The organism is Streptosporangium sp. NPDC004379, assembly GCF_042873875.1.
GTDB lineage: Bacteria > Actinomycetota > Actinomycetes > Streptosporangiales > Streptosporangiaceae > Streptosporangium.
In genome coordinates, this window is the sequence record NZ_JBIAMC010000024.1 from 60,331 (window position 1) to 82,429 (window position 22,099).

20 protein-coding genes are annotated in these 22,099 nt (G+C 72.7%); 6 read left to right on the forward strand and 14 right to left on the reverse strand.

The features are described 5' to 3' along the window. Nucleotides 1–102: 102 nt before the first annotated feature. From ACFYSC_RS34255 to pgsA, 11 genes are all read right to left on the reverse strand, one after another. Nucleotides 103–519, reverse strand: coding sequence for a MarR family winged helix-turn-helix transcriptional regulator (locus ACFYSC_RS34255; RefSeq protein WP_389969825.1), 417 nt, complete (start codon nucleotides 517–519; stop codon nucleotides 103–105). 110 nt (nucleotides 520–629) lie between these two features. Continuing rightward, nucleotides 630–935, reverse strand: a complete 306-nt coding sequence (locus ACFYSC_RS34260) for a hypothetical protein (RefSeq protein WP_389969827.1) — start codon at nucleotides 933–935, stop codon at nucleotides 630–632. Then, nucleotides 932–1,522, reverse strand: coding sequence for an RNA-guided endonuclease InsQ/TnpB family protein (locus tag ACFYSC_RS34265; protein ID WP_389969885.1), 591 nt, complete (start codon nucleotides 1,520–1,522; stop codon nucleotides 932–934). The genes ACFYSC_RS34260 and ACFYSC_RS34265 overlap by 4 nt, the downstream gene beginning before the upstream one ends. Before the next feature lie 24 nt (nucleotides 1,523–1,546). Next, nucleotides 1,547–1,780 carry a hypothetical protein gene (locus ACFYSC_RS34270; protein ID WP_389969828.1) on the reverse strand — a complete coding sequence of 78 codons (234 nt, stop codon included), beginning with the start codon at nucleotides 1,778–1,780 and terminating at the stop codon, nucleotides 1,547–1,549. Between the two features lie 30 nt (nucleotides 1,781–1,810). After that, nucleotides 1,811–2,200 (reverse strand): hypothetical protein, encoded by a 390-nt coding sequence (locus ACFYSC_RS34275; RefSeq protein ID WP_389969830.1) that lies wholly within the window; start codon nucleotides 2,198–2,200, stop codon nucleotides 1,811–1,813. A 242-nt stretch (nucleotides 2,201–2,442) separates the two neighbouring features. Further along, complete coding sequence (gene pdxS / locus ACFYSC_RS34280) at nucleotides 2,443–3,357, reverse strand: pyridoxal 5'-phosphate synthase lyase subunit PdxS (RefSeq protein ID WP_362934261.1); 915 nt, start codon at nucleotides 3,355–3,357, stop codon at nucleotides 2,443–2,445. A 197-nt stretch (nucleotides 3,358–3,554) separates the two neighbouring features. Then, complete coding sequence (locus ACFYSC_RS34285; protein WP_389969832.1) at nucleotides 3,555–4,571, reverse strand: DUF3048 domain-containing protein; 1,017 nt, start codon at nucleotides 4,569–4,571, stop codon at nucleotides 3,555–3,557. Between the two features lie 248 nt (nucleotides 4,572–4,819). Then, complete coding sequence (locus ACFYSC_RS34290; protein WP_389969834.1) at nucleotides 4,820–5,359, reverse strand: hypothetical protein; 540 nt, start codon at nucleotides 5,357–5,359, stop codon at nucleotides 4,820–4,822. Beyond that, nucleotides 5,356–6,483, reverse strand: coding sequence for a glycosyltransferase family 4 protein (locus tag ACFYSC_RS34295; RefSeq protein WP_389969836.1), 1,128 nt, complete (start codon nucleotides 6,481–6,483; stop codon nucleotides 5,356–5,358). Before ACFYSC_RS34295 ends, ACFYSC_RS34290 begins: the two co-directional genes overlap by 4 nt. Before the next feature lie 76 nt (nucleotides 6,484–6,559). After that, on the reverse strand, nucleotides 6,560–7,474 hold the full coding sequence (locus ACFYSC_RS34300; RefSeq protein ID WP_389969838.1) for a phosphatidylinositol mannoside acyltransferase: 915 nt from the start codon (nucleotides 7,472–7,474) through the stop codon (nucleotides 6,560–6,562). An 8-nt stretch (nucleotides 7,475–7,482) separates the two neighbouring features. Continuing rightward, nucleotides 7,483–8,100 carry a phosphatidylinositol phosphate synthase gene (pgsA, locus tag ACFYSC_RS34305; protein WP_389969839.1) on the reverse strand — a complete coding sequence of 206 codons (618 nt, stop codon included), beginning with the start codon at nucleotides 8,098–8,100 and terminating at the stop codon, nucleotides 7,483–7,485. 196 nt (nucleotides 8,101–8,296) lie between these two features. On the opposite strand from pgsA, the gene ACFYSC_RS34310 reads away from it, so the two are divergent. The 3 genes from ACFYSC_RS34310 (at nucleotide 8,297) to ACFYSC_RS34320 (ending at nucleotide 14,559) form a co-directional block, all read left to right on the forward strand. Next, nucleotides 8,297–10,429 (forward strand): elongation factor G-like protein EF-G2, encoded by a 2,133-nt coding sequence (locus ACFYSC_RS34310; protein ID WP_389969841.1) that lies wholly within the window; start codon nucleotides 8,297–8,299, stop codon nucleotides 10,427–10,429. 202 nt (nucleotides 10,430–10,631) lie between these two features. Next, nucleotides 10,632–12,263, forward strand: a complete 1,632-nt coding sequence (locus ACFYSC_RS34315) for a glycoside hydrolase family 10 protein (RefSeq protein ID WP_389969843.1) — start codon at nucleotides 10,632–10,634, stop codon at nucleotides 12,261–12,263. Nucleotides 12,264–12,438: 175 nt separating this feature from the next. Further along, nucleotides 12,439–14,559, forward strand: a complete 2,121-nt coding sequence (locus ACFYSC_RS34320) for a hypothetical protein (RefSeq protein WP_389969845.1) — start codon at nucleotides 12,439–12,441, stop codon at nucleotides 14,557–14,559. On the opposite strand, the gene ACFYSC_RS34325 is transcribed toward ACFYSC_RS34320, so the two are convergent. Together ACFYSC_RS34325 and thrS are read right to left on the reverse strand one after the other, a co-directional pair. Continuing rightward, nucleotides 14,502–15,053, reverse strand: a complete 552-nt coding sequence (locus ACFYSC_RS34325) for an HIT family protein (RefSeq protein ID WP_389969847.1) — start codon at nucleotides 15,051–15,053, stop codon at nucleotides 14,502–14,504. The two genes, ACFYSC_RS34320 and ACFYSC_RS34325, sit on opposite strands and share 58 nt — an antisense overlap. A gap of 205 nt (nucleotides 15,054–15,258) precedes the next feature. Then, on the reverse strand, nucleotides 15,259–17,232 hold the full coding sequence (gene thrS / locus ACFYSC_RS34330) for a threonine--tRNA ligase (protein ID WP_389969849.1): 1,974 nt from the start codon (nucleotides 17,230–17,232) through the stop codon (nucleotides 15,259–15,261). A 212-nt stretch (nucleotides 17,233–17,444) separates the two neighbouring features. Here thrS and dapD point away from each other — a divergent pair, with 212 nt between their 5' ends. Both dapD and ACFYSC_RS34340 read left to right on the forward strand, forming a co-directional pair. Next, nucleotides 17,445–18,422: a 2,3,4,5-tetrahydropyridine-2,6-dicarboxylate N-succinyltransferase gene (dapD, locus tag ACFYSC_RS34335; RefSeq protein ID WP_389969851.1), complete on the forward strand. Its 978-nt coding sequence runs from the start codon at nucleotides 17,445–17,447 to the stop codon at nucleotides 18,420–18,422. Between the two features lie 5 nt (nucleotides 18,423–18,427). Continuing rightward, entirely contained in the window at nucleotides 18,428–19,030 is a 603-nt protein-coding gene (locus ACFYSC_RS34340; protein ID WP_389969853.1) for a hypothetical protein, read from the forward strand. A gap of 226 nt (nucleotides 19,031–19,256) precedes the next feature. On the opposite strand, the gene ACFYSC_RS34345 is transcribed toward ACFYSC_RS34340, so the two are convergent. Continuing rightward, nucleotides 19,257–20,171 carry a TIGR03564 family F420-dependent LLM class oxidoreductase gene (locus ACFYSC_RS34345; RefSeq protein ID WP_389969855.1) on the reverse strand — a complete coding sequence of 305 codons (915 nt, stop codon included), beginning with the start codon at nucleotides 20,169–20,171 and terminating at the stop codon, nucleotides 19,257–19,259. A 327-nt stretch (nucleotides 20,172–20,498) separates the two neighbouring features. Here ACFYSC_RS34345 and ACFYSC_RS34350 point away from each other — a divergent pair, with 327 nt between their 5' ends. Next, on the forward strand, nucleotides 20,499–22,025 hold the full coding sequence (locus ACFYSC_RS34350) for an alpha-N-arabinofuranosidase (protein WP_389969856.1): 1,527 nt from the start codon (nucleotides 20,499–20,501) through the stop codon (nucleotides 22,023–22,025). Nucleotides 22,026–22,099: the final 74 nt, after the last annotated feature.

A 22,099-nucleotide genomic window follows, 5' to 3' on the forward strand; every position in this document is an offset into this window, starting at 1 on the left:
CCCACGGGGCCCGCGGATCGGCCGGTTCGGGGCGGCCCGCGGGCCGCGCGGTACCTCGCGGGTCACGCGGGTCACGCGCGGCCGGGCACGGGACCTCGCGGGTCACGCGCGGCCCAGCTTGGCCAGCGCGGGCAGGGCGGCGGCGACGGCGTCGCGCTCCTCGGGGGTGAGCAGGCCGAGCTGGGTGACGAGGTAGGAGACGCGGGCCCGGCGTACGGCCGCCAGGCGGGCGCGACCCTCCCCGGTCAGCTCGACCGTGCGGACCCGGGCGTCGGAGGGGTCGGCGGAGCGGGCCACCAGGCCGGGTTCCTCCAGCCTGTTGATCTGCACCGTCATGGTGGGGAGCTGGACCCCGTGCTCCTCGGCCAGCTCGGTCATCCGGCGCGGACCGCCCTCCAGCGATCCCATCACGGCGTACTGCTGGCTGGTGACCGGCTGTCCCGCCGCCACGCGGCGCAGGAGCAGCACCAGGTGGCGCAGCTCTTTGGAGAGGCTCTCGGCGAGTTCGTCCGTCGTCATGGTTAGCCAGTCTAACTTAGCCAGACTAAGCATTATTCCGAAGGGAGGGCGGCGCCCCGCCGGGACGCCGCCCTCCCCCGCCGTCCCCCGCCGCGGCGGGGACCAGACGGTCAGGGACGCCTGGTCTCGGCGTCCACCACCTCCTGGATCCGCTCGGCGTCCGACGGCTCGGCCCGCCTCGCCACGGACGGGTCCAGCGGGCGCAGGTAGGTCTGCTGGACGCCCGGGACCCGGTCCTCCACGACGAAGGTCGCCCTGGTGTACGCGCCGGCCCCGGCCTCGGTCACCCTGGGCACCACCTTGAAGTCGGCGGTGAGCGCGCCCGGCTCGATCCGGGTCAGCACGTAACCCCGCTGGTTGTTTTGAACCCCTCCCCGGCCTGAAGGCCGGAGCTTCTCCCGTCGCGTCGTGGTCATGCGGCGCACGGGGGTTGACGCTTCGCGGACCGGGCAGCCCCGAGGTCTCCACGTCCTGACACCGCGGTCCCCGCGGCGTTGTAAATGTTGATTGCGGCATTGGTATCGGCGTGCCCGACCCAGCCGCACGCATGATTGGCGCAGGCGTACCTGATCCCGTTGCGGGCCGCCGGGTCGCGATGCCCGCACCGGTGGCAGGTCTGCGATGTCCCCCCTGCCGGGACCTTCACGACCTGGCCGCCGCGATCACGGATCTTGTACTCCAGGAAGGTGACCGTGCGGCCCCACGCCTCCCCGGCGATGGCGCGGTTCAGCCCGGCCTTCTGCGCCACATTGCGGCCAGGGCGCTCAAGCGTGCCCTTGGCGGAGCGAAGCATGGCCGTGATCTCCAGGTCCTCCACCGCGATCACGCTGAAGGCGCGAGCGAGTTCGGTGGTGGTCTGGTGCTGCCAGTCCACGGCTCGGCGCTTGGCTGTCGCGCGGAGCCGGGCGATCTGGGCATAGGTGCGGGTCAGTCGTTTGGAGGTGGGCTGCCCGGAGCCACGGGCGCGGCGCTGGCGGGCGGACTTCCGCTCCAGGCGACGCAGACGTTCCTTCTCGCCCGTGGTGAGTCAAGGCCCGTGCTCACGCGTGGTGCCGTCCGACAACGCCAGGGCGACGGTGATGCCCCGGTCGATCCCCACCATCGGGTCGGGATGAGGGTCGGAGATCACGGCGGTCATGGTCTCGGTGCGGAAGACGATCTGCCAGCCGAAGGCGTCCTTGACCAACCGCGCTCCGGTGATCCGCCCGACCGGGCCGCCCCGGGTGACGCCGGGCAGGTCCCTGGTCCACCGGAAGCGCACCCGGCCGATCTTGGGCAGGCTGACCGCACCTCAGCGCCGATTGATCCGCGCGATCCGCAGAGCGCTGGCCTGAGGCACGTCGACGGCCGGGCGGGAGCGGTGGCGGGTCTTGAACGTCGGGCGGTCGGCGGGGTGGTCAGGGTTGAAGAAGTTCACCCACGCCTGCCGATACGTCTTCAACACCGCCTGAGCCGCCTGGGCAGGCAGCTGCCCGAGCCAGTCGATCTCACGGCGGGCTTGGCGGATCGCCGCGTCACAGTCTTTCAGCGTGGCGAAGCGGCCTTGGCGGAAGGTGAAGTATTCGTGGAGCAGATTCCACAGGGCCCGGGCGGCGTGCGCCTGACCGTCCAGCACCGCCGCCTGAGCGTTGCTCAACTCCAGGCGGGCCACGTGCGCCCGGGCCTGCTTCACCGTCTCCACGCCCGGATCGTAGCGTTCGGCTCACCTCACCGAGATGGAAACCGAACCTCGAAGTACGCACCGCCGCCATGTCGTCTCCCACTTCGACGCGCATTTGGTGTTCATCACCAGATATCGACGTCGAGGCACTCACTGGTCCGATACCGATCCGCTGCGAGGAGATCAGTTCACAACGGTGGAGGAACAGTTCGGGAAAGCGGAAAGGCGGCATCCTTCACAGATGCCGCCTTCCCTGAAATCTCCTACCAGCCGCGCTCGGCGAGGCGGTGCGGGACCGGGATGTCGTCGACGTTGATGCCGACCATGGCCTCGCCCAGGCCCCGGGAGACCTTGGCGACGACGTCCGGGTCGTCGTAGAAGGTGGTGGCCTTGACGATCGCGGCGGCGCGCTGCGCCGGGTTGCCGGACTTGAAGATGCCCGAGCCGACGAACACGCCCTCCGCGCCGAGCTGCATCATCATCGCGGCGTCGGCCGGGGTGGCGATGCCGCCGGCGGTGAAGAGCACCACGGGCAGCTTGCCGGCCCTGGCGACCTCGGCGACCAGCTCGTACGGCGCCTGCAGCTCCTTGGCCGCGACGTACAGCTCGTCCTCCGGCAGCGAGGTGAGGCGCTTGATCTCGCCCCGGATCGTGCGCATGTGGGTGACGGCGTTGGAGACGTCGCCGGTGCCGGCCTCGCCCTTGGAGCGGATCATGGCCGCGCCCTCGGTGATGCGGCGCAGCGCCTCGCCGAGGTTGGTGGCGCCGCAGACGAAGGGCACGGTGAAGCGCCACTTGTCGATGTGGTTGGCGTAGTCGGCGGGGGTCAGCACCTCGGACTCGTCGACGTAGTCGACGCCGAGCGACTGCAGGAGCTGGGCCTCGACGAAGTGGCCGATGCGGGCCTTGGCCATGACGGGGATCGAGACGGCGGAGATGATGCCGTCGATCATGTCGGGGTCGCTCATCCGGGACACGCCGCCCTGGGCGCGGATGTCGGCGGGGACCCGCTCGAGGGCCATGACGGCGACCGCGCCGGCGTCCTCGGCGATCTTGGCCTGCTCCGGGGTGACGACGTCCATGATGACGCCGCCCTTGAGCATCTCTGCCATGCCGCGCTTGACCCGGGCGGTTCCGGTGACGGCGGACTCGGTGACTTCGGGCGTGCTGCTGGACACGGGGCTCTACCTCACGACGGCTGGTTGCGGATCACGGGCGCCCCTTTCACGGGGACGGCCGCCACTTCTTCATGGTAGGCGGTGATCGGTGTGTGCCCTCACACGCCGATCCGTCGCCTTCGGGGGATCTTCTTGGCCATCCTGTACGGCCGGCCGCCCCCGTCAGGGGGTCGCCGGCTCCTGTACGGCCGCCCCCGTCAGGGGATCACGGGCTTGGGCGCGGCCAGGACGACCCACACCTGCCCGGGGGCGAAGTTCATCGGGTCCCCGGTCTCGGTGGTGAAGACGGTGCCGTCCCGCTCCGATTCGCGCGACCACTTGGCCTTGAACGCCTGCCCGTCCCGGAGCACGACCGCCCTGCCCGTGCCGGTGGAGTGCACCAGGGGGGTGTAGCTCTGGTTGAGGTCGTGGTATTCCGAACGCTCGGTCTTGGCGTACTGCACGACGATGGTCGGGGCGCCGAGCTGACCGCCCTCGGCGGCCATGTCCTTCTTGCCGTCCTGCCAGACCAGCCACTTCTTGGCGGCGTCCGACCAGGTGAAGGTGAAGCGGGCCGCCGGGTACCGCACGCTGAACGACTTCTTCGGCGTCCCGTCCTCGGGGGCGTCGCCGAAGGTGAAGCCGATGTCCTTGGCCTTGCTCGTCCCGGACGCCTTGGCCAGGAGCTTCCTGGGCTCGGCGAACAGGTTGTAGGGCGCGTAGCGGCCGGGCTGGCGGAAGTAGGCGCCCGGGGCCCTGCTGTCGGAGACGTCGACGAGGGACGCCTCCTGGACCTTGGGGATCATCTTGGTCTGCACGCCGGAGTAGGCCAGGGCGGGCTTGCCGAACTGCGGCAGGATGTGCAGGTCGGAGATGCGGGCGCTGCGCACCGGTCCGATCTTGGGCGGGAGCTTCGAGGAGAAGATCGCCATGAGGCGGGTCAGGCCGGCCTCGACCTGCTCGACGTAGACGATGTCGGCGCTCTTCAGGCCGAGCTGGGGCTTGCCGGCCGAGGTGTTCTCGATCTTCGCCGCGAGCACCGGCCTGCGCGCGGCGCCGGGCAGGCCGGTGAAGGGGTGCGCCGGCTCCGGGGACGGGGTCTCGGCGGGCGTCGTGTCCTCCGCCACCGCCTGCGGTTCCTTGCCCGCCGCGGGCTCGTCGGAGGAACAGGCCGCGGCCTGGGCGAGGACGGCCGCCCCCGCCAGTGTGACGGCGATCTTCCGGGACACCCGCACGGCTCATCTCCTCCAAGTCGGGCCAGAAAACGAGCACGAGCTTACCGGTGTCCCAGTTGCCGGTTATCCCGCTTTCGCGAGTCTTGTTCAGTAACGGGCCGGCGGCGGCTCGGCAGCGGCTCGATGGTCGGGCGGCGGTTCACCGGCGGTTCGGCATCGGGACGTCCGGGAACCGCCGCCGGCGCCGGGTGGACGGCCCCGGGGCACGCCGGTGAGCGCGTGCGGAGACGGCCGGGATCACCCGGCGGTCATTCGGCGGCGAGGGCCTTCGGGGCGTCGTCGTCGATCTCGAAGAAGCCGGGGTAATCGGTGTGCCCGGCCAGGCGCAGCGTGCGGGCCAGCCAGCGGCGCTGGGCGGCGCGGGTCACGCCGACCGCGTTGTTGTAGAAGCGCCGGGAGTAGACCACCTTCGCCACCGCGGTGTCGAGCTCGGACAGCAGCTCGCGGCCGGCCGGGTCGGCGGACAGCCGGTCGCGGAAGCGGTCCTGGTCGGCCACCGCGCGCAGCGTGCGCGACAGGTCGCTCTCGGCGTGCTCGCGCTCCTCCGCGCCGGCCGTACGGGCCTCGTGGGCGGCGGCGGCCAGCACCAGGCTCGTCGCCGGGTCCAGCACGCGCGAGGCCGCGAGCTCCAGGCAGACGGCGGCCCGCCGTACCAGCGCGGCGTCCAGGGACTCGCGGGCCAGCTCCAGGCGGATGTGGAGCCGGTCCAGTCGGCCGGCCCGCCAGGAGACGTAGACGGCGACCAGCACGACGACCGCGCCGGCCACGGCGACCAGTGTGGCGCTCACGACGCCTCGTCCTCCTTCACCCCGGCGGGGATCGCCACGGTCTCGTAGACGCGCAGCACGTCGCGGGCGACCGTGGACCAGTCGTACTTGCGGACGGCGCGGCGCGCCTCCTCCGACAGGGCGGCCCGGCGCCCGGGGTCGTCGAGCAGGGCGGCGGCCTCGCGGGCGAGGGAGGCCGCGTCGCCGACGGTGAACAGCGCGCCGGCCTCGCCGTCGTCGAGCACCTTGCGGAAGGCCGGGATGTCGCTGGCGAGGATCGCCGCCCCGGCCGACATCGCCTCGGTGAGCACGATGCCGAAGCTCTCCCCGCCGAGGTTGGGGGCGCAGAAGACGTCCACCGAGTGGTAGGCGCGGACCTTGTCCTCCTCGCTGACCATGCCGAGCAGGCCGATCCGGTCGTGGAAGCGGGCCGGGACCCTGCCGAGCACCTCGCCGGCGTCGCCGGGCCCGGCGACGAGCAGGCGCAGCCGCGGCCGTTCGGCGGCGAGCAGGCAGAACGCCTTCAGCAGCACCGGCAGGCCCTTGCGGGGCTCGTCCATCCGGCCGAGGAAGCCGATCACCTCGCCGTCGTCCCAGCCGGGCAGCGGCTCGGCGTGGGCGTAGCGGCCGACGGTCACCCCGTTGGGGATGAGCACCGCGTCGCCGCCGATGAACTCGACCAGGGTCTTGCGGGCCGCGTCGGACACCGCGATCCGCGCGGTGATCTTCTCCAGCACGCTCATGATCACCGGCGAGGCCACCGAGAAGGCCCGCGAGCGGCCGTAGGAGGCGTGGAAGGTGCCCACGATCGGCCCCCTGGCCACCCAGCAGGCCAGCAGGCCGACCGAGGGGATGAACGGCTCGTGCACGTGCAGAACGTCGAAGCGGCCCTCGCGCAGCCAGCGGCGCACCCGCCCCGCCGACAGGAACCCGAACGACAGCCGGGCGACCGAGCCGTTGAACGGGACCGGGACCGCCCGGCCCACCGAGGTCACGTAAGGGGGCAGCGCCGCGTCGTCACCCGCCGGGGCGATCACCTGGACCTCGTGGCCGTCGTCCATGAGCGCCTCGGCGAGGTCGCGGATGTGCACCTGGACCCCGCCCGGCACGTCCCACATGTAGGGGCAGACGATGCCGATCCTCATCGCTCCACCGCTTCCCGCTTCTCCCCGGCGCGGGCCGTGCCCGCCGTGTCCCGCGCGCCCGGCGCGCAGCCCGCGGTCATCCGCGGGGCTCCAGGTCCTCGAGCCACAGCCGCTGCAGCATGTGCCAGTCCTCGGGGTGCTCGGCGATGCCCTTCTCGAAGACGGTGGCGAGGTCCTGGGTGAGGGCCGCGACCTTCTCCTGGCGGGTGCCCTCGGCGGGCACGGGGAGCTCGTCGCAGAACCGCACCACCCAGTCGCGGCCCTGGAAGGACAGGATGGCCGGGATCAGCGCGGCCCCGGTGTGCAGGGCGAGCATGGCGGGCCCGGCGGGCATGCGGGTGGCCGCCCCGAAGAACTTCACCTCGATCCCCCGTGCGGTCAGGTCCCTGTCGGCGGGCAGCGCGACCGGCCGGCCCGCCCGCAGCCGCTGCGACAGCACGGCGAAGATCTGGTTGTCCCCTCCGGTGAGCGGCAGCACCTCCATGCCCAGCCCCTCGCGGAAGGCGGTGTAGCGGTGGAACAGCGACTCGGGCCGCAGCCGCTCGGCGACGGTGGTGAACGGGTGGCCGATCTGCACGAACCAGGCGCCCGCCTGGTCCCAGTTGCCCATGTGCGGCAGGGCGAACACCACGCCCCGGCCCGCGCCGAGGATCTCCTGGACCAGCTCGGCGTTGTGGGCGCGGGTGCGCGACAGGATCTCCTCGGGACGCATTGAGGGCAGCCGGAACACCTCGTGGAAGTAGCGGAAGTAGGAGCGCATGCCCGCGCGGCTCAGCTCACGGATCGCCGGGTCGTCCGGGGAGGTGCCCCTGACCCTGGCGAGGTTGGCCTCCAGCCGGAGCACCTGCCCGCCGCGGCGCTTCCACAGCCGGTCGGCGGCCGTCCGGAAGGCCCAGGCGGTCAGGGGCTCGGGCAGGCGGGGCACGACCGCCCAGCCGGCGCCGAAGCCGGCCGCCACGAGACGTTCCTGCAGTGACGGCTTGTCGTTCATCGTTGTCCTCAGCGGAGGGAGCGTGGAGGGGTGGAGACGGCCTGGCGGCGCACGTGGAGCAGCCGCTGGCCGACGGTGAACGCGCTGGCGGCGGCGAGCAGCCACAGCCCCGCCGCCAGGATGTACGGCACGCCGAGGCCGCCGAGCCCGGCCGAGACCAGGACCACGACCAGGCGCTCGGGCCGTTCGGCGAGACCGACGTCGCACGACAGGCCCAGGCCCTCGGCCCGGGCCTTGACGTAGGACACGACGGCCCCGGCGACGAGGCAGAACAGGGCGACCCCGGCCAGCGTCCGCTGACCGCTCACCACGAACCACATCACCAGCCCGGAGAAGATCCCGGCGTCGCCCACGCGGTCGAGGGTGGAGTCGAGGAAGGCGCCCCAGACGCTCCCCGTGCCCGTCATCCGGGCCATGACCCCGTCGAGGAGATCCGCCAGGACGAAAAACGTGATCACGACCGAGCCGGGGAACAACTCCCCTCGGGGATAGAAGAAGAGTGCTGCGGCGACCGTGCCGAGCGTGCCGGCGGCGGTGACCATGTCGGGGCTGATCCCGTGGCGGATGAGGGCTCTGCCCAGGGGGGTCAGCACGCGGGTCACGGCAGGGCGCAGAAGTTTCAGCATCGCGGTCCGATCGTAGGCCACGCCGTCTGAGAGCGCGCAGCCAACGCTCCGCAAGCGGATCGGCGTGGACCTCTTGTGATATTCGCCACATGGGTATTTGGTGAACACACCGCGTCCTTGCGGTGTACGGACGCGGCGGCGGACGGGGTGTGGCCGCGCCTGGCCGCGCTCCTTCGGCAACGACGCGGGAGGCGACGTGGCAGACAAGGCTGGAGGCGGAGCAACGGGAGCCGCGGGCAGGGCACCCGAGGCCGACCGCCCCGACATGGTGCGCAATGTCGCGCTGGTCGGCCATTCCGGATCGGGCAAGACGACCCTGGTGGAGGCGCTGCTCGCGGCGACCGGCACCGTGCAGCGGGCCGGGCGGGTCGAGGACGGCACCACGGTCAGCGACTTCGACGAGGTCGAGGTCCGCCAGCAGCGCTCGGTGAACCTCTCCGTGGCGCCGCTGGTGCACAACGGCATCAAGATCAACCTGCTGGACACCCCCGGCTACGCCGACTTCGTCGGCGACCTGCGCGCCGGGCTGCGCGCCGCCGACGCGGCGCTGTTCGTGGTCTCGGCGACGGAGAGCGTGGACGGCCTGACCCGCATGATCTGGGACGAGTGCGCCGCCGTCGGCATGCCCCGGGCCGTGGTGATCACGAAGAACGACCACCAGCGGGCCGACTTCGAGGAGGTCCTCGCCACCTGCCAGGAGGCGTTCGGCGAGGGTGTGGCGCCGCTGTACCTCCCGGTGGTCACCAACGGCCGCCTGAACGGCCTGATCGGCCTGCTGACCCAGAAGTTCCACAACTACGCGACCGGGTCGCGGACGGAGAACGAACCCGGCCCCGAGTACCAGAACCGGATCGATCGGTACCGCGGCGCGCTGATCGAGGGGATCATCCAGGAGAGCGAGGACGAGTCCCTGATGGACCGCTACCTCTCCGGCGAGGAGATCGACACCAAGGTCCTCATCGAGGACCTGGAGAAGGCGGTCGCCCGCGGCGGCTTCTACCCCGTGCTGGCCACCGGCGGCGGCGTGGGCGCCAGGGAGGTCCTCGACGGCATCGTCCAGGGGTTCCCCTCCCCGCTGGAGCACCCGCTGCCGGAGATCACCTCGGTCGACGGCGGGCCCGTCGCCGGCCTCGCCTGCGACCCCGACGGGCCGCTCGTGGCCGAGGTCGTCAAGACGACCAGCGACCCCTACGTGGGCCGGATCAGCCTGGTGCGGGTGTTCTCCGGGACCCTGCGGCCCGACATGACCGTGCACGTCTCCGGGCACGGCCTGAGCGACCGGGGGCACGAGGACCACGACGTGGACGAGCGGATCGGCGCGCTGTCGTCCTCGCTGGGCAAGCAGCAGCGCACGGTGGGCAGGTGCGTGGCCGGCGACATCGTCGCGGTGGCCAAGCTGTCGCGCGCCGAGACCGGCGACACCCTCTCGGACAAGGAACGGCCGCTGCTGATGCGGTCCTGGGCGATGCCCGAGCCGCTGCTGCCGGTGGCGATCCAGCCGAAATCCAAGGCCGACGACGACAAGCTCGGCCAGGCGCTGCAGCGACTGGTCGCCGAGGACCCGACGCTCCGGCTGGAGAACAACGCCGAGACCCGCCAGCTCGTGCTGTGGTGCATGGGCGAGGCCCACGCCGACGTGCTGCTGGACCGGCTGAGCCGGCGGCACGGCGTCGAGGTGGAGAAGGTGGATCTGCGGGTGCCGCTGCGGGAGACCTTCGGCGGCCGGTGCCAGGCGATGGGCCGCAACGTCAAGCAGACCGGCGGCCACGGGCAGTTCGCCATCTGCCACCTGGAGGTCGAGCCGCTGCCCTCCGGCGGCGGGTTCGAGTTCGTCGACAAGATCGTCGGCGGTGTGGTGCCACGCCAGTTCATCCCCTCGGTGGAGAAGGGGGTGCGCACGCAGATGCAGCGCGGCGTGGTGGCCGGCTACCCCATGGTGGACGTGCGGGTGACGCTCTACGACGGCAAGGCTCACCCGGTCGACTCCTCCGACATGGCGTTCCAGATCGCCGGAGCGCTCGCGCTGAAGGAGGCGGCGGCCAAGGTGCCGACCCTGCTGCTGGAGCCGGTCGACGAGGTGGCGGTGCTGGTCGCCGACGACCACGTCGGCGCGGTGATGTCCGACCTGTCGTCGCGCCGGGGCCGGGTGCTGGGCACCGAGCCGGTCGGCGTCGGCCGCACGCTGGTCCGCGCGGAGATCCCCGAACTGGAGATCACCCGCTACGCCATCGACCTGCGGTCGATGTCCCACGGCACCGGGACGTTCCAGCGGTCGTTCCTGCGCTACGAGCCGCTTCCGTCGCACCTGGTGGAGAAGGTCGCCGGCTGACCACGGGCCGGGGCCGAAAACCGGACGGAAGCGGTCCCGGAAGCGCGGGCCGGACCCGGACCCGCGGGCCGCCGATCGGGGGAGGCGCGGGCGCGCATGCCCATGCCTCCCCCAAGAATCGGGCAAGCGTCACACCAGCATCACAAAACGATTTCTTTTTTCGGGCCAAAGCAGATCGTTCGCGGTGCCAGACTGAGGAACCATGCGAACCGGACGTCCTTTGCTCGCCGCAGCCGCCCTCGCCGTCGCCGCCAACGGCGCCGCCTACGCATTCGGCCCCGACGCTCCGGCCGCCAAGCCTCCCGCCCTGAAGCGGGGCGCCGACAGCGGGAAGGCCACCTCCGGGACCGGCTCCGGGAACGACGCCGAGACCGCGGGGAACAGCGGCGCCGGAGGCTCCACGGCGGCCTGCACTCCCGACCCGGAGCACCCCAAGCGGGAGCTGCGCGGCGTGTGGATCGCCACGGTGGACAACCTCGACTGGCCGTCGAGGGCCGGCCTGCCCGTGGCCCGGCAGCAGGCGGAGTACACCAGGATCCTCGACGAGGCCGTCAAGCGCCGGTTCAACGCGGTGTTCGTCCAGATCCGGCCCGCCTCCGACGCCCTCTACAAGTCCGCTCTGGAGCCCTGGTCGCGATACCTCACCGGCAAGGCCGGCAAGGACCCCGGCTGGGACCCGCTCACCTTCCTGACCGCCGAGGCCCACCGCCGGGGGCTGGAGTTCCACGCCTGGCTCAACCCCTACCGCGCCTCCTTCGAGGGCGGGGCGGACCGGCTGCCGCCGAACCACCCGGCCCGGCTCCACCCCGGCTGGACCATCCCCTACGAGGGCCGCCTGTACTACGACCCGGGGCTGCCCCAGGTGCGCGACCACGTCACCGCCGTCGTCAAGGACGTGGTGTCGCGCTACGACGTGGACGGGGTCCACTTCGACGACTACTTCTACCCCTACCCCGGCGCGGGCGGGCGCTTCGGCGACCAGGCGTCCTACCGGAAGTACGGCAAGGGCCAGAAGCTCGCCGACTGGCGCCGCGCCAACGTCGACAAACTGATCGCGCAGGTCGACAGGACCGTCCACGAGACGAAGAGCTACGTGAAGTTCGGCGTCAGCCCGTTCGGGATCTGGCGCAACAAGGCCCAGGACCGCACCGGGTCGGCCACCTCCGGCATGTCCGCCTACGACTCGATCTACGCCGACGCCCGCCACTGGATCCGCAAGGGCACGGTCGACTACGTCATCCCGCAGCTGTACTGGCCGCGCGGCTTCCAGGCCGCCGACTACGACGCGCTGGCGCCGTGGTGGGCGAACGAGGTCAAGGGCACCGGGGTGCACCTGTACATCGGCATGGCGCTCTACCAGGTCGGCACCGGCGGCGCCTGGCGGAGCCCCGGCGAGCTGGCGTCGCAGCTGGGCGTCAACCGTAAGCAGGACCAGATCCGCGGCGAGGTGTACTTCAGCGCCAAGCAGCTTCTCAGCAACCCGCTGGGCGCGCTGAACCGGATCTCGAAGAGCTACTACGACCGCCCGGCTCTGCTCCCCCTGATGAAGGACCTCGGCGGCCGGGCCCCCGCCCGGCCCGCCGGCCTGGGGATCCAGGGAAGGGCGCTGAGCTGGAACTCCTCGGCCGGGGCCCGCGCCTACGCCGTCTACCGGATCCCGTCCGGCAAGGTCGGCGAGTGCGCCACCGCCGACGCCCGCCACCTGGTCGCGGTCGTGCCGGCCGGCGGCGGCCCGCGCCAGGCGTTCACCGCGCCAGGCGGCGGCGCCTACCTCGTCACCGCCGTGGACCGCCTCGGCCACGAGAGCGACCCCGCCCAGGTCACCGCGCCCTGACCCCGCGGGGATCCGCCCGCCGCCCCGGCCCGGACCTCGGGAGGCGGGCTTCCCCCCGCCCGGGTCGCCGCGCCCCGATCCGCCGGGCCGCGACCCGCCGTCACGCCGGTGGGTGGACCGGCACCATGATCTTCCCCTACGGTTCCAGCGTTGCCCGCCGTAGGGGAGGTCGTCGGTGAAGCGGACGCTCGTCGCGTTTGCGATGTTGGTGAGCGCGCTGTGGCCGGGAACGGCGCACGCGGCGCCGCCCGCCGGGCGGGTCGTCCTGATCGGCGTCCCCGGCCTGCAGTGGAGCGACCTCGGTCCCGGCGCCACCCCGAACCTGTGGCGGCTGGCCGGCCAGAGCGCCACCGGTTCGCTGTCGGTCCGCACCGTCGGCAAGGTGACCTGCCCCTACGACGGATGGCTGACCGTGTCGGCCGGCGTCCGCTCGGCGGTCGGCTACGGCTGCGGGCTGCCGCCCACGCCCGAGCCGTCCGGCGCCGGCGCGGTCGTCCCCGACTACGACTACCTGTTCCGGGTCGCCCGGCAGCGGAACGCCGGATCGCTCGGCGAGGCCGTCCACGCCGCGGGCGGGTGCACGCTCGCCGTCGGGCCGGGCGCGGCGCTGGCCCTGGCCGACCGGCGGGGCGCGGTCGACGTCTACACCCCCTCCCCCGCGCACCTGCCGGACCTGCCGCCGGACGCCTTCACCCGGTGCCCGGTGGCCGCCGTGGACGTGGACGGCCTGATCCGCCCCTACCTGGCCGGAGACCGGCTGCCCGGCGCCGAGGACGCGCTCGGCCCGGACCGGCGGGCGCGGGCGCTGCGGGACGCCGACACCGCCGTCGGCGCGGTGCTGGCCGCGGTGCCGCCGGACACCAGGGTGCTGCTGGCCGGTCTGTCCGACCACGGGGACACCCCGCACCTGCGGGTGGCCATGATGCGCGGAGCGGACGTCGCGGGACGCTTCCTCGGAGCGGCCTCCACGCACCGCGAGGACGTCACGATCCTCCCCGACCTCACCGCCACGATCCTCACCACGGCGGGCGTACCCGTCCCGGACACGGTCATCGGCGTGCCCTGGCGGGCCGGAGGCCGTACCGGCGGGGCCGGGGCGGCGCGGGACGAGCTGGTCGGCGCCGACCGGGCCGGTCAGGCGATCAGGAACATGAGCGGGGTGTTCTTCACCTCCGTCGCCGTGCTCCAGGTGGGCTTCTACCTGGTGGCGTTCCTGCTGATGCGGCGCAGACGCGGGACGGGGGCGATCCGGGTGGCCGCCCTGGCGCTGGCCGCGCTGCCGGTGTCGACGTACCTGGTCAACCTGCTGCCCTGGCGGCACGCCGGAGCACCGGTGCTCGCGCTGACCGGCGGGATCGTCGCGATCGCGGCGGCGCTGGCCGCGGTGGCGCTGGCCGGCCCGTGGCGGCGCGACCCGCTCGGACCGCTGGCCGTCGTCGCCGGGGTCACCGCCGTGGTGCTCGCCGGCGACCTTCTCACCGGCACCCCGCTGCAGCTGAACAGCGTGATGGGCTACACCGCGGTGGTCGGCGCCCGCTACTACGGCCTGGGCAACATCCCGTTCGCGCTCTTCGCCACCTCGGTGCTGCTGCTGGCCGCCGTGCTCGCCCACCGGCTCGCCGCGCGCGGGCGGCGGACGGCAGCGGTCACCGCCGTGGCGGTCCCGGGCTGCGCGGCGATGATCCTGGGCGGCTGGCCGGGGGTGGGCAGCGACTTCGGCGGGGTGATCGCCTTCGTGCCGGGCATCGCGGTGGCCTCCCTGCTGCTGGCCGGCCGGAAGGTGTCGGTCGTCAGGCTGGGCTCGTTCTGCGTGGCCGGCGGCGTCACGGTGATGGTCATCGCCTTCCTCGACCACCTGCGTCCGCCCGGGTCGCAGACGCACCTGGGGCGGTTCGTCGGTCAGGTGATCACCGGCGAGGCGCTGGAGGTGATCGGCCGCAAGCTCGGCGCGATGCTGAACACCCTGCTCAGCCCCAACCTGATGCCGATCGTGCTGGCCGCGGCGGCGTTCCTGGTCTACGGGCTGCTGCGGCCGGGGACGGCGAGCGCGGGGGTGCTGCCGGCGGCCTTCACCCACTCCCCCGCGCTGAAGGCCGGCCTGATCGGCACCCTCGTCAGCGGGGTGGTGGGCATGCTGGTCAACGACTCCGGTGCGGCCGTGCTGTCCATGGCGCTCGCCCTGGGGCTGCCGCTGGTGCTGTCGGCGGGCGTCCAGGCGCTGCGGGACGGAGCCCCCGTCTACGCGGAGGCGGGCCAGCAGCCCGCGAGGAGGTCGCGGGTGTCGCGCAGGAGCTGAGGCAGCACCTTGGTGTGGCCGACCACCGGCATGAAGTTGGTGTCGCCGCCCCAGCGGGGCACCACGTGCTGGTGCAGGTGCGCGGCGATGCCCGCGCCGGCCACCGCGCCGAGGTTCATGCCGACGTTGAAGCCCTGCGCGCCGCTGGCCTTGCGCAGGGCGGCCAGCGCCCGCTTGGTGAAGTCGGCGAGCTCGGCGGTCTCCCCGGCGTCGAGGTCGGCGTAGTCGGACACGTGGCGGTAGGGGCAGACCATCAGGTGCCCGGAGTTGTACGGGTAGAGGTTGAGCACAGCGAAGACCGACCTGCCGCGGGCGACGACCAGCCCGTCCTCGTCGCTCATCCGGGGGATGTCGCAGAATGGGCAGCCGTCGTCGGGGCCGGTGCCGGTCGGCTTGTTCGCGCCCTTGATGTAGGCCATCCGGTGCGGAGTCCACAGCCTCTCGAAGGCGTCCGGTGTGCCCGCCCCGTGCTGCGCCTGCGGCTCTTCGCTCATGGCGTTCAGCATATTGCCCCGCGACCTCCCGCGGCCCGGTGCCTCCCGGCCGCGGCGGCCCAGGAGGCGGGGCCGGCACGCGTCCGCCGGACGTCCGGCGGGCGGGCCGTACACCGTGGGGAGGGGCGCCGGCCGCGGCGGGGGTCCGCCGCGGCCGGGAACGGGCCGATCGGGGGACCGGCTCCGGGGTGTCGGACCTGGAGCGTCAGACCTGGACGCGGCGCTCGATCGCGTCGACGATCTCGTCGATCGCCTGGTCGACCGGGACGCCGTTCTTCTGCTCGCCGTTGCGGAACCGGAAGGAGACCGCGCCGGCCGCGATGTCGTCGTCGCCGGCCAGCAGCATGAACGGCACCTTCGACTTCTGGGCGTTGCGGATCTTCTTCTGCATCCGGTCGTCGGAGGCGTCCACCTCGATGCGGACACCCCGCTCGCGGGCCTTCTTGGCGACGTCCTGCAGGTAGGGCGCGTGGGCCTCGGCGATCGGGATGCCGACGACCTGCACCGGGGCGAGCCAGGCGGGGAAGGCGCCGGCGTAGTGCTCGACCAGGACGCCGAAGAACCGCTCGATCGAGCCGAACAGCGCCCGGTGGATCATGACGGGCCGCTTGCGGGTGCCGTCGGCCGCCTGGTATTCGAGCCCGAACCGCTCGGGCAGGTTGAAGTCGAGCTGGATCGTCGACATCTGCCAGGAGCGGCCGATCGCGTCGCGCGCCTGCACGGAGATCTTGGGACCGTAGAAGGCGGCGCCGCCCGGGTCGAGGACCAGCTCCAGCTTCTCGGCCTCGGCGACCTCGCGCAGCGTCGCGGTCGCCTCCTCCCACACCTCGTCGGAGCCGACGAACTTCTCCGGGTCCTTGGTGGACAGCTCCAGGTAGAAGTCCTCCAGGCCGTAGTCGCGCAGCAGGTCGAGCACGAACCGCAGCAGCGAGGTCAGCTCGTCGCGCATCTGCTCGCGGGTGCAGTAGATGTGCGCGTCGTCCTGCGTCATGCCGCGCACCCGGGTCAGGCCGTGGATGACGCCGGACTTCTCGTAGCGGTAGACCGAGCCGAACTCGAACAGCCGCAGCGGCAGCTCGCGGTAGGACCGTCCGCGCGCCCCGAAGATCAGGTTGTGCATCGGGCAGTTCATCGGCTTGAGGTAGTACTCCGCGCCCTCCAGCTCCATGGGCGGGAACATGCCGTCGCGGTACCAGTCGAGGTGGCCGGAGACCTCGTACAGGTGGCCCTTGGTGATGTGCGGGGTGTTGACGAAGGAGTAACCCGCCTCCGCGTGCCTGCGCCGGGAGTAGTCCTCCATGACGCGGCGGATCACGCCGCCCTTGGGGTGGAAGACCGGCAGGCCCGAGCCCAGCTCGTCGGGGAAGGAGAACAGGTCGAGCTCGGCGCCCAGCTTGCGGTGGTCGCGCTTCTCGGCCTCCTCCAGCAGGTGGAGGTATTCGTCCTGCTTCTCGCGCGACTCCCAGGCGGTGCCGTAGATCCGCTGGAGCTGCGGGTTCTTCTCGCTGCCCCGCCAGTAGGCGCCGCCGGAGCGCATCAGCTTGAACGCCGGGATGGACCGGGTGGTCGGCACGTGCGGGCCGCGGCACAGGTCCTTCCAGCACAGCTTCCCGGTCTTGGGGTCGTGGTTGTCGTAGATCGTCAGCTCGCCGGCGCCGACCTCGACGTTCGCGCCGTCCTCGGCGGAGGCGCCGCCCTTCAGGCCGATCAGCTCCAGCTTGTACGGCTCGGCGGCCAGCTCCTCGCGGGCGTCGTCGTCGGAGACGGCCCGGCGGGAGAAGGTCTGGCCCTGCTTGACGATCTCGCGCATGCGCTTCTCGACGCGCTTGAGGTCGTCGGGGGTGAACGCGTCGGCGACGTCGAAGTCGTAGTAGAAGCCGTTCTCGACGGGCGGGCCGATGCCGAGCTTCGCCTCGGGGAAGATCTCCTGAACGGCCTGGGCCATGACGTGGGCGGTGGAGTGGCGCACGATCGCCCGGCCGTCGGGGCTGCCGACCTCCACCGGCTCGATCACGTCGCCGTCGGCGACGCGGGCGGCGAGGTCCTTCAGCTCGCCGTTCGCGCGGGCGGCGACCACCGAGCGGCCGTCGGCCCCGAGCACGTCGCCGTACGTCGTGCCCTCCGCCACCACGCGCTCGGCTCCGGCGAGGGTGACACGAAGTTCTGGCACGGCGGACACGGTTGCTCCCTGGGAGACGACGACATTCTGGTCTGTCCAACCGATGCTACCGGTGCCGGACGGGCGATATCCCGGGCATCACGCCCTCGGGGCGCGGCGACCGCGCCTCACCGCGCCGGTGCCCCGGGGTCCGGCGGCATCCCGGAGGCGGCCCGGCGCGCCAAGATCGACCCGGGCACGCCGCGGCGGCGACCCTGACTACCCTTGGAAGGGTGAACGCAGCAGCCCAGACCTCCGGCGCGTACGGCGCCGGCATCGCGACCATCACCGCCGGCGGAACCGTCCTCGACACCTGGTTCCCCTCCCCCGAGCTGGGCGAGCCGCCCCTCTCCGGCACCGAGCGGCTGACGGCGGAGGAGGCCGCCGAGGCGCTCGGCCCGGACGTCGCCGCACTGCTCGGGCCCGACGAGGCCCGCGGCGTGGAGGTGGTCGCGGTCCGGACCGGCATCGCCAAGCTGTCGGAGGCCCCGGCCGACACCCACGACGTCTACCTGCGCCTGCACCTGCTGTCGTCCCGCCTCGTCGCGCCGCACGGTCTGAGCCTCGACGGCGTGTTCGGCCTGCTGGGCAACGTGGTGTGGACGAATCAGGGCCCGTGCGCGGTGGAGGGCTTCGAGCGGACGCGGCTGCGGCTGCGCGCCCGCGGCCCGGTGACCGTGTACGGCGTCGACAAGTTCCCGCGGATGGTCGACTACGTCGTCCCCGCCGGGGTCCGGATCGCCGACGCCGACCGCGTCCGCCTCGGCGCGCACCTGGCGTCCGGCACGACCGTGATGCACGAGGGCTTCGTCAACTACAACGCCGGCACGCTCGGCGCCTCCATGGTCGAGGGCCGCATCTCGGCGGGCGTGGTCGTGGGCGACGGCTCCGACGTCGGCGGCGGCGCCTCGATCATGGGGACCCTCTCCGGCGGCGGCAAGGAGGTCATCTCCGTCGGGCGGCGCTGCCTGCTCGGCGCCAACGCCGGCATCGGCGTCTCCCTCGGCGACGACTGCGTCGTGGAGGCCGGCCTGTACGTCACCGCCGGGACCAAGGTCACCCTCCCGGACGGCCGGGTGGTCAAGGCCGCCGAGCTGTCGGGCGGGTCCGGGCTGCTGTTCCGCCGCAACTCCACCTCCGGCGCCGTCGAGGTCGTCCCCCGGCGGGGCACCGGCATCGAGCTCAACAGCGCGCTGCACGCCAACGACTGACGGCGGTGACGCCGGACAGGGCCGCCAGGGCCACTGTGGCGGCGCGGTGGATCACCGGGCTGTTCGCGCCCCAGGTGCTGGTCATCACGCTCCCGCCGGTCGTCGGGCTGCTCGCCGGCGGCCCGCCCGCCGCCGCCTGGGGACTGGTCGCCTCGGCGCTGTGCGGGGGCGTCCCGGCGGGGGTGATCTACGCGGGGGTCCGGTCGGGGCGGCTGGACTCCCACCACCTGGTCGACCGGACGCGCCGTACGGGGCCGCTGCTGGTGGCGGTCGCCGCGGTGCTGGCGGCGCTGGTGCTGCTGGCGGTCCTGGGCGCGCCCCGGCTGCTGGTGGCCACGGTGACCGCGATGCTGGCCGCGCTGGCGGTGACGGTCCCGGTCACGCTGCGGTGGAAGATCTCCTTCCACGCGGCCGTGTCGGCGGGCACCGTGGTGGTGCTGGCCCACGTGCTGCCCGCCGCGCCGACGCTCGCGGCCGGCGCGCTGGTCACCGCGACGGTCTGCTGGGCGCGGGTACGGCTGGCCCACCACACGCCGGCGCAGGTCGCCGCCGGGGTCCTGGCGGGGGTGGGCTCGGCCTGGCCGACGCTGAGCGCCTTCGGCGTCTGACGGGCGCGTCCGTCCGGGCGAGGTGAAGCCGGGCCGGGACCTTTTCTCGTGTCGGTCGTGCGGGTTCGCTGGGCCCGCCGATCACATCGCCGCCCTCAACGTCGCACGACGGGCCGGGACGGCGTGGGCGTTCGTCAACGCGCCCAACGACCCCGCCGTGGAAAGCGGGGTCAGTGCCTCTCGCGCCTGCCGTCCAGGCAGGCGCGAGAGGCGCAAGCCCAGAGCTTCAGCCCTGGGTCGTTGACAGGAGCGTTTTGAGGAAGCGGCGGGTCCGGTCGTCGTCCCGGACGTACTCGGCGGCCACGAAGTCGGTGACCCCCGCCTCGGCGAGCGCGGTGAGCTGCGCCGCGACCTCGTCCTCGTTCCCGGTGATCGCCACGTCGGCCGGGCCCGCGGCCCCCTCGCGGTCGAGCATCGCCCGGTAGGAGGGCAGGTCGCCGTAGCCGGCGAACACCTCCCCCGCGCGGGCCCTGGCGGCGTCGGCATCGTCGGTGACGCAGACCGGCAGGGCGCACACGATCCTCGGCGCGGGCCGTCCGGCGGCGCGCGCGGCCTCGGTCACGGCGGGCGCGACGTGCCCGGCGACGGTCTTGGGACCGGTCATCCACAGCACGGTGCCGTCGGCCTTCTCCCCGGCGAGCTTGAGCATGCGGGGCGCCAGCGCGGCGATGAGCACCGGCATGTCGCCCGTGCCCGGGGTGGACAGCTGCACGTGCGCCCTGAGCGTCTCGCCGTCGAAGTCGGCCCTCTCCCCCCGGACGAGGGGCAGCAGGACCGACAGGTACTCGCGCATGTGACGGGCGGGCCGCTCGAAGCCGTAGCCGTACATGTCCTCGATCACGATCCGGTGCGACAGCCCGATGCCGAGCGCGAGCCGCCCGTCCAGGGCGGCGTTGACGGTGAGCGCCTGCTGCGCGAGGGCCGCGGGGTGACGGGGGTAGCTGGGCACGACCGCGGTGCCGAGTTCGATGCCGGGGACCTGACTTCCGGTGACGGCCAGGGCGGTCAGCGCGTCGAGGCCGAAGATGTTGGAGATCCAGGCCGAGGAGAAGCCGTCGTCGGCGCCGCGGGCGATCCGGTCCCGCAGCTTGCCCAGCGCGTCCGGCCCCTTGGGCTCGGTGATGAACAGTCCGACTCGCATCGTTACCGAACTCCGTTCTAGTGGGTGCGGTCAGTCTAGAACGATGTTCGTCCCAGCCCCGATCCCGCTCCCGGTTTCGATCCCGGTTTCGATCCCGCCCCCGGGCCCGGCACTCGGGCGCCGTGCCGCCTCCCCTCCACCCTCCCGGATGACGCGCTCCGGCACCCGGGCCGTCCGCGCCTCGCACCGGGGGCTTGACACGAGGGGCCGTATCGGTAAAGTCGCCTTACTTTATCGATACATGTATCGATAAAGTAAGGCGCTTCGCCCCCCATCGCCGGTCGTCCCCTCGACTCGCTCCCTCCACCGAAGGCAGGGTTCACCCCGATGACCGACCTCGTCGTACCCGCCGTCATCAACCTCGACGTCCCCGGCCCGGTGATCAGCCGGCACCTGTACGGCCACTTCGCCGAGCATCTGGGCCGCTGCGTCTACGGCGGCTTCTACGTGGGAGAGGACAGCGACCTGCCGAACGCGGGCGGCATCCGGCTGGACGTGGTGGAGGCGCTGCGCGCGCTGGACATCCCGAACCTGCGCTGGCCGGGCGGCTGCTTCGCCGACGAGTACCACTGGATGGACGGCATCGGGCCCAGGGACCGGCGTCCGGTGATGGTCAACACCCACTGGGGGAACGTCGAGGAGAACAACCACTTCGGCACGCACGAGTTCATGGCCCTGTGCGAGCTGCTCGGCGCCGAGCCGTACATCAGCGGCAACGTCGGATCCGGCACGGTCAGGGAGATGAGCGACTGGGTCGAGTACCTCACCCGGGACGGCGACTCGCCCATGGTGCGCCTGCGCAGGGCCAACGGCCGCGAGGAGCCGTGGCGGGTGCGGTTCTGGGGGCTGGGCAACGAGGCGTGGGGCTGCGGCGGCCACATGCGCGCCGAGCAGTACGCCGCCGAGGCCCGCCGGTTCGGCACCTACTGCCGCGACCACGGCGGCAACAGGCTCTACCGCGTCGCCGCCGGCGCGAACGGCGACGACTACGCCTGGACCGAGACGCTGATGAAGCAGCTCGGCGACCTGGGGTGCGCCTACCGGCCCGCGCCGTTCATGCAGGCGCTGTCGTTCCACCACTACACGGTCCCGGGCGCCTGGGAGGACAAGGGCGACGCCACCGTCTTCGACACCGACGACCACTACCGCACGATGGTCGCCGCCGCCCGCGTCGACGAGCTCATCACCGGCCACTCCAACGTCATGGACTGCTACGACCCGGGCAGGAACGTCGGCCTGGTGCTGGACGAGTGGGGCACCTGGTGGAACGTCGAACCGGGCACGAACCCCGGTTTCCTGTACCAGCAGAACACCCTGCGCGACGCGCTGGTCGCCGCCCTGCACTTCGACGTCTTCCACCGCCACGCCGACCGGCTCGTCATGGCCAACATCGCCCAGACCGTGAACGTGCTGCAGGCCATGATCCTCACCGACCCCGACTCCGGGGCCCTCGTGCTGACCCCCACCTACCACGTGTTCGAGATGAACAAGGGCCACCAGGACGCCGCGTCGCTGCGCGTCGACCTCCCCGCCGGCCTGCCCTCCCGCGAGGTGGGACAGGCGAGCCTGACGACCGTCTCGCTGTCGGCCAGCCGTAAGGAAGGCCGGGTGCTCGTCTCGCTGTCCAACCTCGACGCCGGCGAGGCCGTCGACGTCGATCTGGACCTGCGCGGCGGCGCCGTGGCCGACGTCCGTGCCCGCGTCCTCACCTCCGGCAGGCTGCAGGACCACAACACCCCCGCCGCGCCCGGCGTCGTCGCCCCCCGCCCGTACGAGGTCTCCGCCACGGGCTCCGGGCTGCGCGTGCGCCTGCCCGCCCACTCCTTCGTCACCGTGGAGGGGCGTCTCGCGTGACGGGATCCCGTGCGGCCCCGGACGCGCCGCGGCCGCACAGGGTCCCTCACCGTCCCGTCGTCGCGGTGACCGGG

Coding starts and splice junctions, on each gene's coding strand:
- ACFYSC_RS34255 (WP_389969825.1), bottom strand. CDS start 519: ATGACGACGGACGAACTCGCCGAGAGCCTCTCCAAAGAGCTGCGCCAC.
- ACFYSC_RS34260 (WP_389969827.1), bottom strand. CDS start 935: ATGACCACGACGCGACGGGAGAAGCTCCGGCCTTCAGGCCGGGGAGGG.
- ACFYSC_RS34295 (WP_389969836.1), bottom strand. CDS start 6,483: ATGAGGATCGGCATCGTCTGCCCCTACATGTGGGACGTGCCGGGCGGG.
- ACFYSC_RS34300 (WP_389969838.1), bottom strand. CDS start 7,474: ATGAACGACAAGCCGTCACTGCAGGAACGTCTCGTGGCGGCCGGCTTC.
- pgsA (WP_389969839.1), bottom strand. CDS start 8,100: ATGCTGAAACTTCTGCGCCCTGCCGTGACCCGCGTGCTGACCCCCCTG.
- ACFYSC_RS34315 (WP_389969843.1), top strand. CDS start 10,632: ATGCGAACCGGACGTCCTTTGCTCGCCGCAGCCGCCCTCGCCGTCGCC.
- ACFYSC_RS34325 (WP_389969847.1), bottom strand. CDS start 15,053: ATGAGCGAAGAGCCGCAGGCGCAGCACGGGGCGGGCACACCGGACGCC.
- ACFYSC_RS34345 (WP_389969855.1), bottom strand. CDS start 20,171: ATGCGAGTCGGACTGTTCATCACCGAGCCCAAGGGGCCGGACGCGCTG.
- ACFYSC_RS34350 (WP_389969856.1), top strand. CDS start 20,499: ATGACCGACCTCGTCGTACCCGCCGTCATCAACCTCGACGTCCCCGGC.